Origin of the sequence: Nocardia macrotermitis, from assembly GCF_009604405.1 — a bacterium.
Lineage (GTDB): Bacteria > Actinomycetota > Actinomycetes > Mycobacteriales > Mycobacteriaceae > Nocardia > Nocardia macrotermitis.
In genome coordinates, this window is record NZ_WEGK01000019.1 from 48400 (window position 1) to 61890 (window position 13491).

The 13491-nt window shown below is 67.8% G+C and carries 12 protein-coding genes; 9 read left to right on the top strand and 3 right to left on the bottom strand.

The window, feature by feature from the left end; all coding sequences use genetic code 11:
• Nucleotides 1-411 precede the first annotated feature (411 nt).
• Nucleotides 412-1947, bottom strand: a complete 1536-nt coding sequence (amaB, locus tag NRB20_RS31930; protein WP_153415137.1) for an L-piperidine-6-carboxylate dehydrogenase — start codon at nucleotides 1945-1947, stop codon at nucleotides 412-414.
• Between the two features lie 71 nt (nucleotides 1948-2018).
• On the opposite strand from amaB, the gene NRB20_RS31935 reads away from it, so the two are divergent.
• From NRB20_RS31935 to NRB20_RS31955, 5 genes are all read left to right on the top strand, one after another.
• Complete coding sequence (locus NRB20_RS31935) at nucleotides 2019-2471, top strand: Lrp/AsnC family transcriptional regulator (protein WP_153415138.1); 453 nt, start codon at nucleotides 2019-2021, stop codon at nucleotides 2469-2471.
• A gap of 88 nt (nucleotides 2472-2559) precedes the next feature.
• Nucleotides 2560-3873 (top strand): L-lysine 6-transaminase, encoded by a 1314-nt coding sequence (lat, locus tag NRB20_RS31940; RefSeq protein WP_406603905.1) that lies wholly within the window; start codon nucleotides 2560-2562, stop codon nucleotides 3871-3873.
• Between the two features lie 318 nt (nucleotides 3874-4191).
• Nucleotides 4192-5832 carry an acyl-CoA carboxylase subunit beta gene (locus NRB20_RS31945; protein WP_153415139.1) on the top strand — a complete coding sequence of 547 codons (1641 nt, stop codon included), beginning with the start codon at nucleotides 4192-4194 and terminating at the stop codon, nucleotides 5830-5832.
• 211 nt (nucleotides 5833-6043) lie between these two features.
• Complete coding sequence (locus tag NRB20_RS38610) at nucleotides 6044-6367, top strand: acyl-CoA carboxylase subunit epsilon (RefSeq protein WP_319945662.1); 324 nt, start codon at nucleotides 6044-6046, stop codon at nucleotides 6365-6367.
• On the top strand, nucleotides 6368-7087 hold the full coding sequence (locus NRB20_RS31955) for a Maf family protein (protein ID WP_153415141.1): 720 nt from the start codon (nucleotides 6368-6370) through the stop codon (nucleotides 7085-7087).
• Here NRB20_RS31955 and NRB20_RS31960 read toward each other — a convergent pair.
• A complete protein-coding gene (locus tag NRB20_RS31960; RefSeq protein WP_153415142.1) occupies nucleotides 6992-7804 on the bottom strand; it encodes a helix-turn-helix transcriptional regulator in 813 nt (270 codons plus the stop codon). The two genes, NRB20_RS31955 and NRB20_RS31960, sit on opposite strands and share 96 nt — an antisense overlap.
• Nucleotides 7805-7966: 162 nt before the next feature.
• Here NRB20_RS31960 and NRB20_RS31965 point away from each other — a divergent pair, with 162 nt between their 5' ends.
• Nucleotides 7967-8887, top strand: a complete 921-nt coding sequence (locus NRB20_RS31965) for a sulfurtransferase (RefSeq protein WP_319945663.1) — start codon at nucleotides 7967-7969, stop codon at nucleotides 8885-8887.
• Nucleotides 8888-8984: 97 nt separating this feature from the next.
• Nucleotides 8985-10784 (top strand): acetyl/propionyl/methylcrotonyl-CoA carboxylase subunit alpha, encoded by a 1800-nt coding sequence (locus tag NRB20_RS31970; protein ID WP_319945664.1) that lies wholly within the window; start codon nucleotides 8985-8987, stop codon nucleotides 10782-10784.
• A 355-nt stretch (nucleotides 10785-11139) separates the two neighbouring features.
• On the opposite strand, the gene NRB20_RS31975 is transcribed toward NRB20_RS31970, so the two are convergent.
• A complete protein-coding gene (locus NRB20_RS31975; protein WP_194290086.1) occupies nucleotides 11140-12513 on the bottom strand; it encodes a serine/threonine-protein kinase in 1374 nt (457 codons plus the stop codon).
• A 163-nt stretch (nucleotides 12514-12676) separates the two neighbouring features.
• Here NRB20_RS31975 and NRB20_RS31980 point away from each other — a divergent pair, with 163 nt between their 5' ends.
• On the top strand, nucleotides 12677-13117 hold the full coding sequence (locus tag NRB20_RS31980; RefSeq protein ID WP_153415144.1) for a DUF1707 SHOCT-like domain-containing protein: 441 nt from the start codon (nucleotides 12677-12679) through the stop codon (nucleotides 13115-13117).
• Nucleotides 13118-13456 (top strand): hypothetical protein, encoded by a 339-nt coding sequence (locus tag NRB20_RS31985; RefSeq protein WP_153415145.1) that lies wholly within the window; start codon nucleotides 13118-13120, stop codon nucleotides 13454-13456.
• Nucleotides 13457-13491 lie beyond the last annotated feature (35 nt).

Consider the following 13491-nt stretch of genomic DNA (forward strand, 5'->3'; position numbering starts at 1 on the left):
TCCACACGGCACCCGTGCAGGTCGTCGATCGACTTGCGCGACCACGTCGACCGACCGGAGCCGCCCGACCGGAGCCGACCGACCCGAGCTGACCGACCCGAGCTGACCGACCCGAGCCGATTGACCGGTGCCGACCGACCGGAGCTGACTGACCCGGGCCGATAGACCCGAACCGACCGAACAGAGCCGAGCCGACCGACCCGAGCTGACCGACCCGAGCCGATTGACCGGAGCTGACCGACCCGAGCCGATAGACCCGAGCCGACCGACCAGAGCCGAGCCGACCGACCAGAGCCGAGCCGACCGACCCGAGCCGACCGACCCGAGCCGACCGACCCGAGCCGACCGACCCGAGCCGATTGACTGGAGCCGATTGGCCCGAGCCCACCGACCGGAGCCGGTAGGTCTGAGTCACGAAGAGACTGGCGAGAACTCGATGCCCTGGGCCAGAGGTAGTTCGGTCGAGTAGTTGATCGTGTTGGTGGCCCGGCGCATGTACGCCTTCCAGGAGTCCGAACCCGATTCGCGCCCGCCGCCGGTCTGCTTCTCGCCGCCGAACGCGCCGCCGATCTCCGCGCCCGAGGTGCCGATGTTGACGTTGGCGATGCCGCAGTCCGAACCGTCGGCCGCGAGGAAGCGCTCGGCCTCGCGCTGATCGCGGGTGAACACCGTCGAGGACAGGCCCTGCGGGACCTGGTTGTGCAGGGCGATCGCGTCGTCGAAATCGTAGTAGGTCAGGACGTAGAGGATGGGGGCGAAGGTCTCCTCCCGCACCACCTCGGTCTGCGCGGGCATGCGCACGATCGCCGGTCGCACGTAGTAGGACTCCTCCCCGTGGACGATGACACGCTCACCGCCGCACAGCAATTCACCACCGTCGGCCAGGGCGCGGGCGAGCGCGTCCTGCATCGAGGTGTAGGCGCGGCCGTTGATCAGCGGGCCGACCAGCACCCCGTCCTCGAGCGGATCACCCACGCGCAGTTGGTGATACGCGTCGCACAGCCGATCGCCCAACGCCGCGACGACGTCCGTGTGCGCGATCACCCGCCGCAGCGTGGTGCAGCGCTGTCCGGCCGTCCCGGCGGCGGCGAAAACCACTGCGCGCGTTGTCAATTCCAGGTCCGCCGAAGCCGTCACGATCGCCGCGTTGTTCCCGCCCAACTCCAGCAGGCAGCGCCCGAACCGCGCCGCCACACGCGGGCCCACCGTGCGCCCCATCCGCACCGACCCCGTGGCACTCAGCAGCGCGACGCGCTCGTCGTCCACCAGCCGCTCCCCGACATCGGCGGCCCCCTGAACGAGCTGATGGATCTCCGGATCCGCACCCACCTCGACCGCGGCACGCCGCAGCAGCGCATGACCTGCCAGTGCGGTCAAAGGCGTTGTCTCCGAAGGCTTCCAGACCACGGTGTCACCGCACACCAGCGCGATCGCGGTATTCCACGACCACACCGCCACCGGAAAATTGAACGCCGACAGCACCCCGACCACCCCGAGCGGATGCCAGGTCTCCATGAGCCGATGCCCGGGACGTTCGGACGCCATGGTGCGCCCGTACAACTGCCGCGAGAGCCCGACCGCGAATTCGCAGACGTCGATCATCTCCTGCACCTCGCCGCGGGCCTCCGCGCCGATCTTGCCCGCCTCCAGCGTGGCCAACTCGCCCAACTCGTGCAGATGCTCCCGGAGCAACTCGCCCAGCCGTCGCACCACTGCGGCCCGCTGCGGTGCGGGCACCGTGCGCCAGTCGCGAAATGCGTTGGCGGCCTTACCGATAGCGGCATCGACATCCGCACCGGAACTCGCGGTCAGAGTGGTCAGCGCCGCCCCGGTGATCGGCGTGCGCGCCACCAGCGAACCGGGCGCGGGCATCGTGACGCCCATACTCGACAGCAGTTCGACGGCGCGGGCGGCCGGATCACCGGCGACCGATGTGGCACGTGTCATGGGTACCTCCGTAGGGGTGCGGTGGCCACGGTTCCGGCCACGAGTCCGAATCACTGCGTTAGCCTTCGCTGATGGCGGACGCACCGGCGAAATCTGTTCTGGACGAGATCGATCGACTATTGATCCGCGAGTTGACCGAGGACGGCCGCGCGACGCTGTCCAACCTCGCGGAGAAGGCGAATCTTTCGGTGTCCGCGGTGCAGTCCAGGGTGCGCCGCCTCGAGGCGCGCGGCGTCATCCAGGGATACACCGCCAAGATCGATCCGGAGGCGCTGGGGCACCTGCTGTCGGCATTCGTCGCGATCACTCCTCTCGACCCGTCCCAGCCCGATGACGCTCCCGCCCTGCTGCGGCACGTCCCCGGGATCGAGGCGTGCCATTCGGTGGCGGGCGAGGAGAGCTACATCCTGCTGGTGCGGGTGGCCTCGCCGCGGCATCTGGAGCAGTTGTTGCAGGAGATCCGCGCGACGGCCAACGTCCGGACACGAAGCACCATCATCTTGCAGACATTCTATGACAGATGATCTTCGGTCGTAACTTATACGGGAATCCGTAGAGAAAACGTAAAAATTTCCGTAGCCTGGGGGAGTGACCCTAGAACTGGAGCGCCCCGTGGTGGTTGCTGACGCGCCGCCGGTCACCCCCGCAAGGGTGCATGAGATCCTCCGCGCGAACATCCTGGCCGACGGTTTCGATCTGGTCCTGGATCCGATCCGATCGCACGGCCGCCGACTCGTCGACGCCCGCGACGGCACCACCTACCTGGATATGTTCGGTTTCTTCGCCTCCTCGGCCCTGGGCATGAACCATCCGGCCCTGGTCGAGGACGAGCGGTTCCGATCCGAACTGCTCACCGCCGCGCTGAACAAACCCAGCAACTCCGACATCTACACCGTCGAAATGGCCCGTTTCGTAGCCACTTTCGCGCGCGTCCTCGGCGATCCCGCACTGCCGCACCTGTTCTTCATCGACGGTGGCGCGCTCGCGGTGGAGAACGCGCTCAAGGCCGCCTTCGACTGGAAGAGTCGGCACAACGAAATGCACGGTCGCGCACCGGATCTCGGCACCAAGGTGCTGCATCTGACCGGCGCGTTCCACGGGCGCAGCGGCTACACGATGTCACTGACCAACACCGATCCGGTGAAGATCGCCCGCTTCCCGAAATTCTCCTGGCCGCGCATCGACACCCCGTACCTGGCGCACGATGTCGACATCGACGCCGCCGAGGCGCACGCACTCGACCAGGCGCGCACCGCCTTCACCGAGAATCCGCACGATATCGCCTGTTTCCTGGCCGAACCGATCCAGGGCGAGGGTGGCGACCGGCATATGCGGCCCCGATTCCTGCAGGCGATGCAGGCCATGTGCCGCGAGTTCGACGCGTTGTTCATCCTGGACGAGGTGCAGACCGGCGTCGCGGCGACCGGAACCCGTTGGGCCTACGAACAATTGGGCCTGACCCCCGATATCGTCGCCTTCGGGAAGAAGACGCAGGTCTGCGGCATCATGGCGGGCGGGCGCATCGATGAGATCCCCGACAACGTCTTCGCGGTGAGTTCGCGGCTGAACTCCACCTGGGGCGGCAACCTCGCCGATATGGTGCGCGCCCGCCGCATCCTCGAGGTGATCGAACGCGACGGCCTGGCCGATCGCGCGGCCCGCCTCGGCGCGCATCTGCTCGACCGGCTGGTCGCGTTGGCCGCACGTCATCCGCGCGTGCACGATCCCCACGGACGCGGCCTGCTGTGCGCGATCACGCTGGATTCGACCGAACTGCGCGACGAGGTCGTGACCCGGCTACGCGAGGACGAACACGTATTACTCCTGGGCACCGGCGACCGCGGCATCCGCTTCCGCCCGCCTCTTACCGTCACCACTGAAGAACTGGACAGCGCGGTCGACGCGCTGGATCGGGTGCTGAACTGACTCGAGCCGCCTCGGATGCGTGTCGAGCCGACTCGGTCGCGTGGTGAATCGATTCGGTCGGGTCCTGAGCCGATTCGGTCGCGTGGTGAATCGATTCGGTCGGGTCCTGAATCGACTCGGCCGGTCCTGAACCAACTCGATCGGGTCCTGAACCAACTCGGCTCGATTGTGACTTTTTCCAGTTTTCCGAGGGTGGTTTCTGATCTCCCTCACCGCATTTCATCAGCGGTTTTCAACTGGCGAGCAGCCAATAAGGGTACCCATCGGTAGCCCCTACCGGAATTCCGCGAGGCCCTGGCACTGGTTACACTCCGGGACATGACGAGTGTCCAGCAGCAGCCGACGTCGGATTCGGCGGGCGTCCCTGATATCCACACCACGGCTGGCAAGCTGGCTGATCTGCGTAATCGGCTGGAAGAGGCCAAGCACCCGATGGGTGAGGCCGCGGTCGACAAGGTACACGCCAAGGGCAAGATGACCGCCCGCGAACGCATCCTGGCCCTGCTGGACGAGGGTTCGTTCGTGGAGATGGACGCGCTGGCCCGGCACCGCAGCGTCAACTTCGGACTCGAGCACAACCGCCCGCTCGGCGACGGCGTGGTGACCGGTTACGGCAGCATCGACGGCCGCGACGTGTGCATCTTCTCGCAGGATGTCACCGTCTTCGGCGGTTCGCTCGGCGAGGTCTACGGCGAGAAGATCGTCAAGGTCATGGATCTGGCCATCAAGACCGGCCGTCCGCTGATCGGCATCAACGACGGTGCGGGCGCGCGCATCCAGGAGGGCGTCGTCTCGCTCGGCCTATACGGCGAGATCTTCCACCGCAACGTCCAGGCTTCCGGCGTCATCCCGCAGATCTCGCTGATCATGGGCGCGGCCGCGGGCGGCCACGTGTACTCCCCGGCGCTGACCGACTTCGTCGTCATGGTCGATCAGACCAGCCAGATGTTCATCACCGGCCCCGACGTGATCAAGACCGTCACCGGTGAAGAGGTCACCATGGAGGAGCTGGGTGGCGCGCACACCCACATGGCCAAGTCGGGTACCGCGCACTACGTCGCGTCGGGCGAGCAGGACGCGCTGGACTACGTCAAGGATCTGCTGAGCTACCTGCCCAGCAACAACCGCGCCGAGGCCCCGCGCTTCCCGGCCACCGACCCGGTCGACGGCGCGATCGAGGATTCGCTGACCGAGGAGGACCTCGAGCTCGACACGCTCGTCCCGGACTCCCCGAACCAGCCGTACGACATGCACGAGGTGATCCGCCGCCTGGTCGACGACGACGAATTCCTCGAGGTGCAGGCCGAGCGCGCGCAGAACGTCATCATCGGGTTCGCCCGGATCGACGGCCGCAGCGTCGGTTTCGTGGCCAATCAGCCCACCTACTTCGCGGGCTGCCTGGACATCGACGCCTCGGAGAAGGCCGCGCGGTTCGTGCGCACCTGCGACGCGTTCAACATTCCGATCATCACCCTGGTCGACGTCCCGGGCTTCCTGCCGGGCACCGATCAGGAGTACAACGGCATCATCCGGCGCGGCGCGAAGCTGCTGTACGCGTACGGCGAGGCGACGGTCGGCAAGATCACCGTCATCACCCGCAAGGCGTACGGCGGCGCGTACGACGTGATGGGCTCCAAGCACATGGGCGCCGACGTCAACCTGGCGTGGCCGACCGCCCAGATCGCGGTCATGGGAGCCTCGGGCGCGGTCGGTTTCGTGTACCGCAAGAAGTTGCAGCAGGCCGCCGCCGAGGGCGCCGATGTCGACGCGCTGCGCCTGGAATTGCAGAACGAGTACGAGGACACCCTGGTCAACCCGTACGTGGCCGCCGAGCGCGGCTACGTCGACGCGGTCATTCCGCCCTCGCACACTCGCGGACAAATTGTTTCGGCGCTGCGGCTGCTGGAGCGGAAGATGGTCGCCCTGCCGCCGAAAAAGCACGGCAACATTCCGCTCTGATCGGACGATATGTCCAGTGCGGGGCGCACACTTGCTGTGAGACGTCCTACACTCGCCGCGCGAGCGGCACATCCGAGCAAAGATGGAAAGTGTCGGCCCTCACCTGTTCGAGGGCCGCAACGAATACCGTTCGAGGGCTCCGGAACCATTCCGGCCCTCGGACGCCGGGCCTCGCGGGGGCCGGGCAAGGAATACAGGAGGAGCTGGCGCTGTGACGGCTGTGGCTGATGAAGAGGTCCTTCGCGCCGCCGAATTGGCTCTGTCGGTCGACGACGTGGTCGTCGATGCGGTGGAGCCGATCGTGGCCGAGTCCGAATCGAGTGCGGGACCGGATATCCGGATCCTGAAGGGCTCACCCACCGATGCGGAACTCGCCGCCCTGGTGTGCGTCTTCGCGGCCGCCGCGAACGCTGCCGCCGCCGCGCCCGCGCAGTCCGGGCCCGTGGATCTGTGGGGTCGGCCCACGATGATGCACCGCGGCTCGACGCCGTTCTCGCCGTACGCTTTTCCGTTCCTGTCGCATCTGCGCGACTGAATGACAGCATCGCGGAGCGATTCCGTGGGGGGTGGTGGTCGGGCGACGGGTGGGCCGGCATTCGTCCTGGGGTCGGCGTCGCCTGCCCGTTTGCAGGTGTTGCGGTCGGCGGGACTGGATCCGGTGGTACGGGTCTCGCAGGTGGACGAGGACGCCGTCGCCGACGCCCTGCCCGCCGGTACCGCTCCCGAGGGCGTGGTCTGTGCGCTCGCGCGGGCCAAGGCCGAGGCGGTGGCCACCGCGCTTATCGCCGAGCACGCCGATGTCGTCGCCGATTGTGTTGTCGTCGGCTGTGATTCGATGCTGCTGGTCGACGGGGAACTGCAGGGCAAACCGCTGACGCCCGAGGTCGCGCGCAAGCGCTGGGCCGTGATGGCCGGGCGCAGCGCGGATCTGCTGACCGGACACTGCGTGCTGCGGGTGCGGGATTCGCGGATCGTCGCCGAGGCGTCGGACTGCACTGGCACCACTGTGCATTTCACCACCCCGACCGCCGCCGAGCTGGACGCCTACATCGCCACCGCGGAGCCGTTGCAGGTCGCGGGCGCGTTCACCCTGGACGGGCGGGGCGGCTGGTTCGTGGATCGCATCGACGGCGATCCGTCCAGCGTCATCGGGATCGGTCTACCGCTGGTTCGTCGACTGCTTGGCGACGTGGGTGTCGTCGTAACGCAGCTGTGGGTCGGCGGGACGCAACTGGGGTCCGACGCGACTCGCTGAGCGGTCCGCCGGCGCGATCCGCGGTTCGGACGCGGTGCCGACCGGCGCGTCGGGCATGGTGGCCGGATCGGGCACCAGCGAATCCCGCACCGCTTCCAGCCGCGCCACACACAATTCCGGCCCCACGAAGGGGTGCAGCCGCACGTTCACGGTGTCGTGCGCGCCGTTGCGGTCCAACGCCTCGCGCAGCAGGCCCATGTGCACACCGCACACCACCTCCGAATGCGTGCGCGCCAGTTCCCGCAGCGGGCAGCCGGTCATCCGGATCAGCGCCTGCTCGTCGGGCTCGGGGCCGGTCTCGCGTTCGGGCGCGAACCCGAGTTCGGACATCGCGGTGATGATCAGGCTGCGTGCGTCCTCCAGGTTCTCGATCGGCTCCTCGAGCGTCTCCAACTTGGCGCCCCAGGCCCGTCCGGCGGCCATGGCGGCCTCGGTGCGGCTGCGCGGATCACTGCCGAGCTGATCGGCCAGCACCTGGGCCAGATCCTGATAGCCGACCGATCGCTGCACGGCGCTGTAGCCGATCCGCGGCCGACCGCGCCCGCGCGGCGGCTGCTGGAACTGCCGAACCAGCGACTCGCGGGTGAGCACATCGAGGTGGAATCGGACCGTGGTGACGTGCTGCCCGGTGACACGGGCCAGTTGTTGGGCATCGAGAGGCTCGCTTGCGCCGCGTAGGATCGCGAGCAGGCGTCGTCGCGGCCAAGAATCGGACATAGCTCACCCCTCCTCCCGGGAGACTTTATCGGATGAGGCTGCGACTTATTCGCTCATTCATCCGATTCGCGACTGGGAGACCAGTTGTTGTAAGGCTTCGCGCTTACCATCGGAACGGAACCGCTCGACCACCGTCTAATCACGCCTGAAGGACCAACCACCGTGCCCGTCGCCTCGGACCCTCATCCTTCGTTCGGCTCCTACGCGCACCCTCACCGACTGGTAACCACACAGTGGCTGTCGGCAAACATCGGCACGCCGGGGCTCAAGATAGTCGAGTCCGACGACGATGTTCTGCTCTATGACATCGGGCATGTGCCAGGTGCCATCAAGATCGACTGGCGCGCCGAGCTTACCGATCCACTGACCCGGGACGTCGTGGACGGTGTGCGTTTTGCCGAACTGATGCGGGCGAAGGGTATTTTGCGTGAAGATACCGTGGTTGTCTACGGAGACAAGGGCAATGGCACCGCAGCGGCCACCGCGTGGGTCTTCGCGCTGTTCGGTCACGCCGATGTGCGACTGCTGGACGGCGGGCGCGACGCCTGGATCTCCGAGGCCCGCGACACCACCTTCGAGGTGCCCGCGGTGGGTCTCGAGGAGTATCCGATCATCGAGCGGGACGACAGCGGGGCGCGGGCCTTCCTGGACGATGTGCGCGGGCAATTGGGCCGCCCGCTGATCGATGTGCGCACGGCGCAGGAGTACTCCGGTGAACTCGACCGGATCCGCGACCGCCCGGACGAACAGACCCTGCGCGCCGGACACATTCCGGCGGCGGTGAACATTCCGTGGAATTCGGCGATCGGCGCGGACGGGCGGTTCCGCTCGCGCGCGGAACTGGATCGGATCTACGCGGAGCTCCCGGCCGATCAGGACGCGATCGTCTACTGCCGGATCGGCGAGCGGGCCGCGCACAGCTGGTTCGTGCTCACCTTCCTGCTCGGGCTGGCGCAGGTGCGAAACTACGACGGTTCGTGGACCGAATGGGCGAATTCGGTTCGTACGCCCATCGTCAAGGGGAATGAACCGGGCCTGCTGCTATCGGTGCCGGACACGGCGGTACCGTCCGGGATCCGGTGACCCGCCTACCGTTCGGTAGTGCCTCCCGGGTTCGGGTTCTATTGGCAGAGTGCCTACACTCGCCCGAGACGAAAGTATTCAGAGCACAGGAGGCTCAGTGCCCAACCATGCCAACGCGCAGATCACCAAAGTCCTTGTAGCCAATCGGGGCGAGATTGCCGTGCGCGTGATCCGGGCCGCCAAGGATGCCGGGATCGCCAGTGTCGCGGTGTACGCGGAGCCGGATGCGGACGCGCCGTTCGTGAAACTGGCCGATGAGGCGTTCGCCCTGGGTGGGCAGACCTCGGCCGAGTCGTACCTGGTGTTCGACAAGATCCTCGACGCGGCGGCCCGTTCGGGCGCCGACGCGATCCACCCGGGCTACGGGTTCCTGTCCGAGAACGCGGATTTCGCGCAGGCCGTGCTGGACGCGGGTCTGATCTGGATCGGTCCCTCGCCGCAGTCGATCCGGGACCTGGGTGACAAGGTCACCGCCCGGCACATCGCGCAGCGCGCCGACGCGCCGATGGCCGCGGGCACCAAGGACCCGGTCAAGGACGCCACCGAGGTCGTCGAGTTCGCGAAGCAGTACGGCGTGCCGGTCGCGATCAAGGCCGCGTTCGGCGGTGGTGGTCGTGGCATGAAGGTCGCGCACACGATCGAGGAGATTCCGGAGCTGTTCGAGTCCGCGACGCGTGAGGCGACCGCGGCGTTCGGGCGTGGCGAATGCTTCGTGGAGCAGTACCTGGACAAGGCCCGGCACGTCGAGGCGCAGGTCATCGCCGACAAGCACGGCAATGTCGTGGTCGCCGGCACGCGTGACTGCTCGTTGCAGCGGCGGTTCCAGAAGCTGGTCGAGGAGGCGCCCGCGCCGTTCCTGTCCGACGAGGTGCGCGCGAAGATCCACTCGTCGGCCAAGCGGATCTGCAAGGAGGCCGGGTACTACGGTGCGGGCACCGTGGAGTATCTGGTGCAGGGCGAGACGGTGTCGTTCCTCGAGGTGAACACCCGTTTGCAGGTCGAGCACCCGGTGACCGAGGAGACCTCGGGCCTGGATCTGGTGCGTCAGCAGTTCCGGATCGCCGAGGGCTACGAGCTCTCGATCACCGAGGACCCGGCCCCGCGTGGGCATTCGTTCGAGTTCCGGATCAACGGTGAGGACGCGGGCCGCAACTTCCTGCCCGCCCCCGGACCGGTGACCGTGTACTCCGAGCCCGCGGGCCCCGGTGTGCGCGTGGATTCCGGTGTGGTCGAGGGCAGCGTCATCGGTGGTCAGTTCGATTCGATGCTGGCCAAGCTGATCGTGACCGGTGAGAACCGGGACCAGGCGTTGCAGCGGGCGGCGCGCGCGCTGGCCGAGTACCAGATCGAGGGTCTGGCCACGGTGCTGCCGTTCCACCGGCACATTGTGGAGAACCCGGCGTTCATCGGCGACGGTGAGAAGTTCGACGTCTACACCAAGTGGATCGAGACCGATTGGGACAACCCGATCGAGCCGTACACCGGTGGCCAGCCGATCGAGGACGAGGACGAGCCGCGGCAGAAGGTCGTCGTGGAGGTCGGTGGGCGTCGCCTCGAGGTGTCGCTGCCGGGTCAGTTCAGCGTCGGCGCGGGCGTCGCGGCCGGTGCCGGGAACGGTGCGGGCGCGGTGCGCAAGAAGCCCAAGCCGCGCAAGCGTGGCGCGGGCGCCGGTAACGCGGCCTCGGGTGATTCGGTCACCGCCCCGATGCAGGGCACCGTGGTCAAGGTCGCGGTCACCGAGGGCCAGACCGTCGAAGCCGGTGACCTGATCGTGGTCCTCGAGGCCATGAAGATGGAGAACCCCGTCAACGCCCACAAGGCCGGCGTCGTCACCGGTCTGTCGATCGAGGCGGGCGCGGCCATCACCCAGGGCACCGTCCTCGCCGAAATCAAGTAGGCCACAACAGCTTTCCACGCGAAGGCCCGTCCCCTCACCGGAGTGGACGGGCCTTCGCGTCGTATCCGAGAAGATGCCGCGAACCGCGCTCGTGCGGCATATTGGGACAGGTCACCGCGGTCATGGGTGGTTCGTTGAACGGCACCGGCGTCGACGATGGATTGTGCTCGGCGCGGTGACGGCTCGGTGTTCTCCGTCGGCTCCGGTCGGACGAGTGGTGGTGCATCGCGCAGGCGCGCGGGATTCGGTGAGTAAGGGGCGCAGGTGTTTTCCGGTTCTGTCCGAGACACCTACCGAGACGGCCTCGTGCTGGCGCGGCGCCGTCCGGATCGACTGGGCCCGGTGTTGCGGCGATTCACTGGCCTGCGGGCGGCCACTGCCAGGTGGGGATGGTGAAGGTCGGAGGTGGGGCGAAAGTGAAAGTGGGGGTGGGGAATTGGAAGGTGAAGGTGAAGCCGGGGATTTGTGGGGCGGTGGTGGGGGCCGGTTCGGAGGTCGGGGCGGGTGCCTCGGAGGTGAGAGTGGGGGAATGGCCGGTGGTCGTGCCGGGGTTCACGACGTGTTGGCCGCCGCCGCTCATCAGGGGGGTGCAGCCGACGATCACCGCGAAGACGACCACGGCCAGGATGATCAGGCCGATGATGACGCGGAGGAGCCTGGGGGTGAATACCGGATGGTGGGTGGCGGGAGCCCGGATGACGTCCGGTTCGGCGTCGTCGGGGTTAGGTTTGGACAGCACGCGGGTCGGGCGTGGTCCCGCCGCGACCGGGGCCAGGTTCTCGGGGGCCACCCGAGTCGGGTGCGGCGGCCGGTTCGCGGGTGAACCGGTTTCGGGCATGACGCGGGTGTGCGGGACCGGGCCTTCGAGCGGGGGCAGCGCGCGGGTGCGGCCCGGCGGTTCCAGTTCGGGTGGGGTGCGCGGAATCGGTTGTGCCATACCGATTGCCGCGAGCGCGGCGGTCGCCAGTTCACCGGCTGTGCGGTAGCGGTCCTGCGGCTTCTTGGCCATACCGCGGGCGATGACCTGGTTGAGGGCGTCCGGCGCGGATTCGACGTGCGGCGGGTCGTCGTGCAGGTGGGCGTGCAGTTGCTGCACGGGGTCGGTGTCGCCGAACGGCCTTCGCGCGGTGAGACATTCGTAGAGCACACAGGTGAGCGAGTAGATGTCCGAGCGTGGTTCGGCATTGCCCGCGAACCGTTCGGGGGCCATGTAGGCGAGGGTGCCGATGGTGAAACCCGTTGCGGTGATGGTGGTCTGGTTCGAGCTGCGGGCGATGCCGAAATCGATCAGGTACGCGAATCCGCTCGGATGCACGATGATGTTGGCGGGCTTCACATCTCGGTGGACCAGTCTGGCGGCATGCGCGGCGTCCAGCGCCTGCGCGACCTGGGCGATGAGATCCACCGCCTCGGGCGCGCGCATCGGGCCCAGGCGCAGCTTGTGCGCCACGTCCACGCCGGGGATGTGCGCCATGTCCAGGTACAGCCGACCCTGGTGCGCGCCGAACGCGTGGATCGGCACCACGTGCGGATTGTCCAGGCGCGCACCGATATTCGCCTCGCGCTCGAATCTGCGCCGGTAGTCCGGATCCTCGGCGGCGGACGGCGACAGGATCTTCAGCGCCACCGCGCGACCGGTGCCGTCGTCGTGCGCGAGCCACACCTCACCGGCCGAACCCCGCCCGATCAGCCGGTCGAGCCGATACGCGCCGAACTGCTGCCCGGCCATCAGCATCCCCGCGCGAATGCGACGACGGCCGGTCCCGAGTAGCTGCGGCGATACCGGTACATGGTCCGACCATAAACCGGTGCGCGCGCCGGAGCCAATGTGATTCCGCACCCGCGAACGCGGTCGTCGTCCGGGCGCACCGGTCGAGGACTAATCTCGTGTCATGGCCGATTCACCCGACATCCGCGTCGGTACCGCGGAACGTGAGACCGCCATGCGGCGACTCTCCGATCATTTCGCCGCCGGGCGACTCTCGGTCGCCGAATTCGACGAGCGCAGCGCGGTGATCGCGGCCGCGGTCACCCGTGGTGATCTGGTCCAGGTGTTCACCGATCTGCCAGAGCCGGTCGCCGCGCCGCAACAGCCTGCCCCGCAGACGCCGCCGCAGCAGCATCGCGGCGGGAAACAGGAGTTGCGTGGCGCGGTGATGGGGTTGAGCGTCCTCGCCGCCCTGGTGCTGTTCTTCGTCTTCCATACGTGGATCTGCTTCCTGTTGATTCCCGCCGCGGGAATCCTGCTCGGCGCGTTCGGCCAGACCGGGTCGCACGATCCGGGACGTCGGGGGCGGCGTGCGGCCCGCCGCGACCGACGGCGGGGGCGGTAGATGGAACCCGTCGAGATCAACGCGGGCAGTTGGTATCTGCGCGCCCTGCGTGCCGACGATCGCATCGACGACCGCCCGGCCCTGGCCGACGGCGGCATCACCGATCCGGACCACGTCGCCCGGCGCACCCTCGAATGGGAACAGGAGACCGGCTACTCGTGGGCCGTCTGCGAGCCCACCACCGCCGAACTCGTCGCCGAGATCGCGGTGACGCCGAATTCCGATGGTACGGCGACTATTTCGGGCTGGGCCCGCGAAGGTCGTTCCGCCGCACTGGAAACCGGTGAGACCGCGGTACGCCGCTTCGTCTCCGGTGCGCTGGGGCTGCGCCTGCTCTGACGTCCGAGCGGGCACGTCCACCTCCGGTCGGTGGC

What these genes read in the sequence shown, in the direction of transcription:
- NRB20_RS31945 (WP_153415139.1), top strand. Translation starts at nt 4,192, where the DNA reads ATGACGAGTGTCCAGCAGCAGCCGACGTCGGATTCGGCGGGCGTCCCT.
- NRB20_RS31985 (WP_153415145.1), top strand. Translation starts at nt 13,118, where the DNA reads ATGGAACCCGTCGAGATCAACGCGGGCAGTTGGTATCTGCGCGCCCTG.
- NRB20_RS31955 (WP_153415141.1), top strand. Translation starts at nt 6,368, where the DNA reads ATGACAGCATCGCGGAGCGATTCCGTGGGGGGTGGTGGTCGGGCGACG.
- NRB20_RS31975 (WP_194290086.1), bottom strand. Translation starts at nt 12,513, where the DNA reads ATGGCCGGGCAGCAGTTCGGCGCGTATCGGCTCGACCGGCTGATCGGG.
- NRB20_RS31935 (WP_153415138.1), top strand. Translation starts at nt 2,019, where the DNA reads ATGGCGGACGCACCGGCGAAATCTGTTCTGGACGAGATCGATCGACTA.
- NRB20_RS31980 (WP_153415144.1), top strand. Translation starts at nt 12,677, where the DNA reads ATGGCCGATTCACCCGACATCCGCGTCGGTACCGCGGAACGTGAGACC.
- NRB20_RS31960 (WP_153415142.1), bottom strand. Translation starts at nt 7,804, where the DNA reads ATGTCCGATTCTTGGCCGCGACGACGCCTGCTCGCGATCCTACGCGGC.
- amaB (WP_153415137.1), bottom strand. Translation starts at nt 1,947, where the DNA reads ATGACACGTGCCACATCGGTCGCCGGTGATCCGGCCGCCCGCGCCGTC.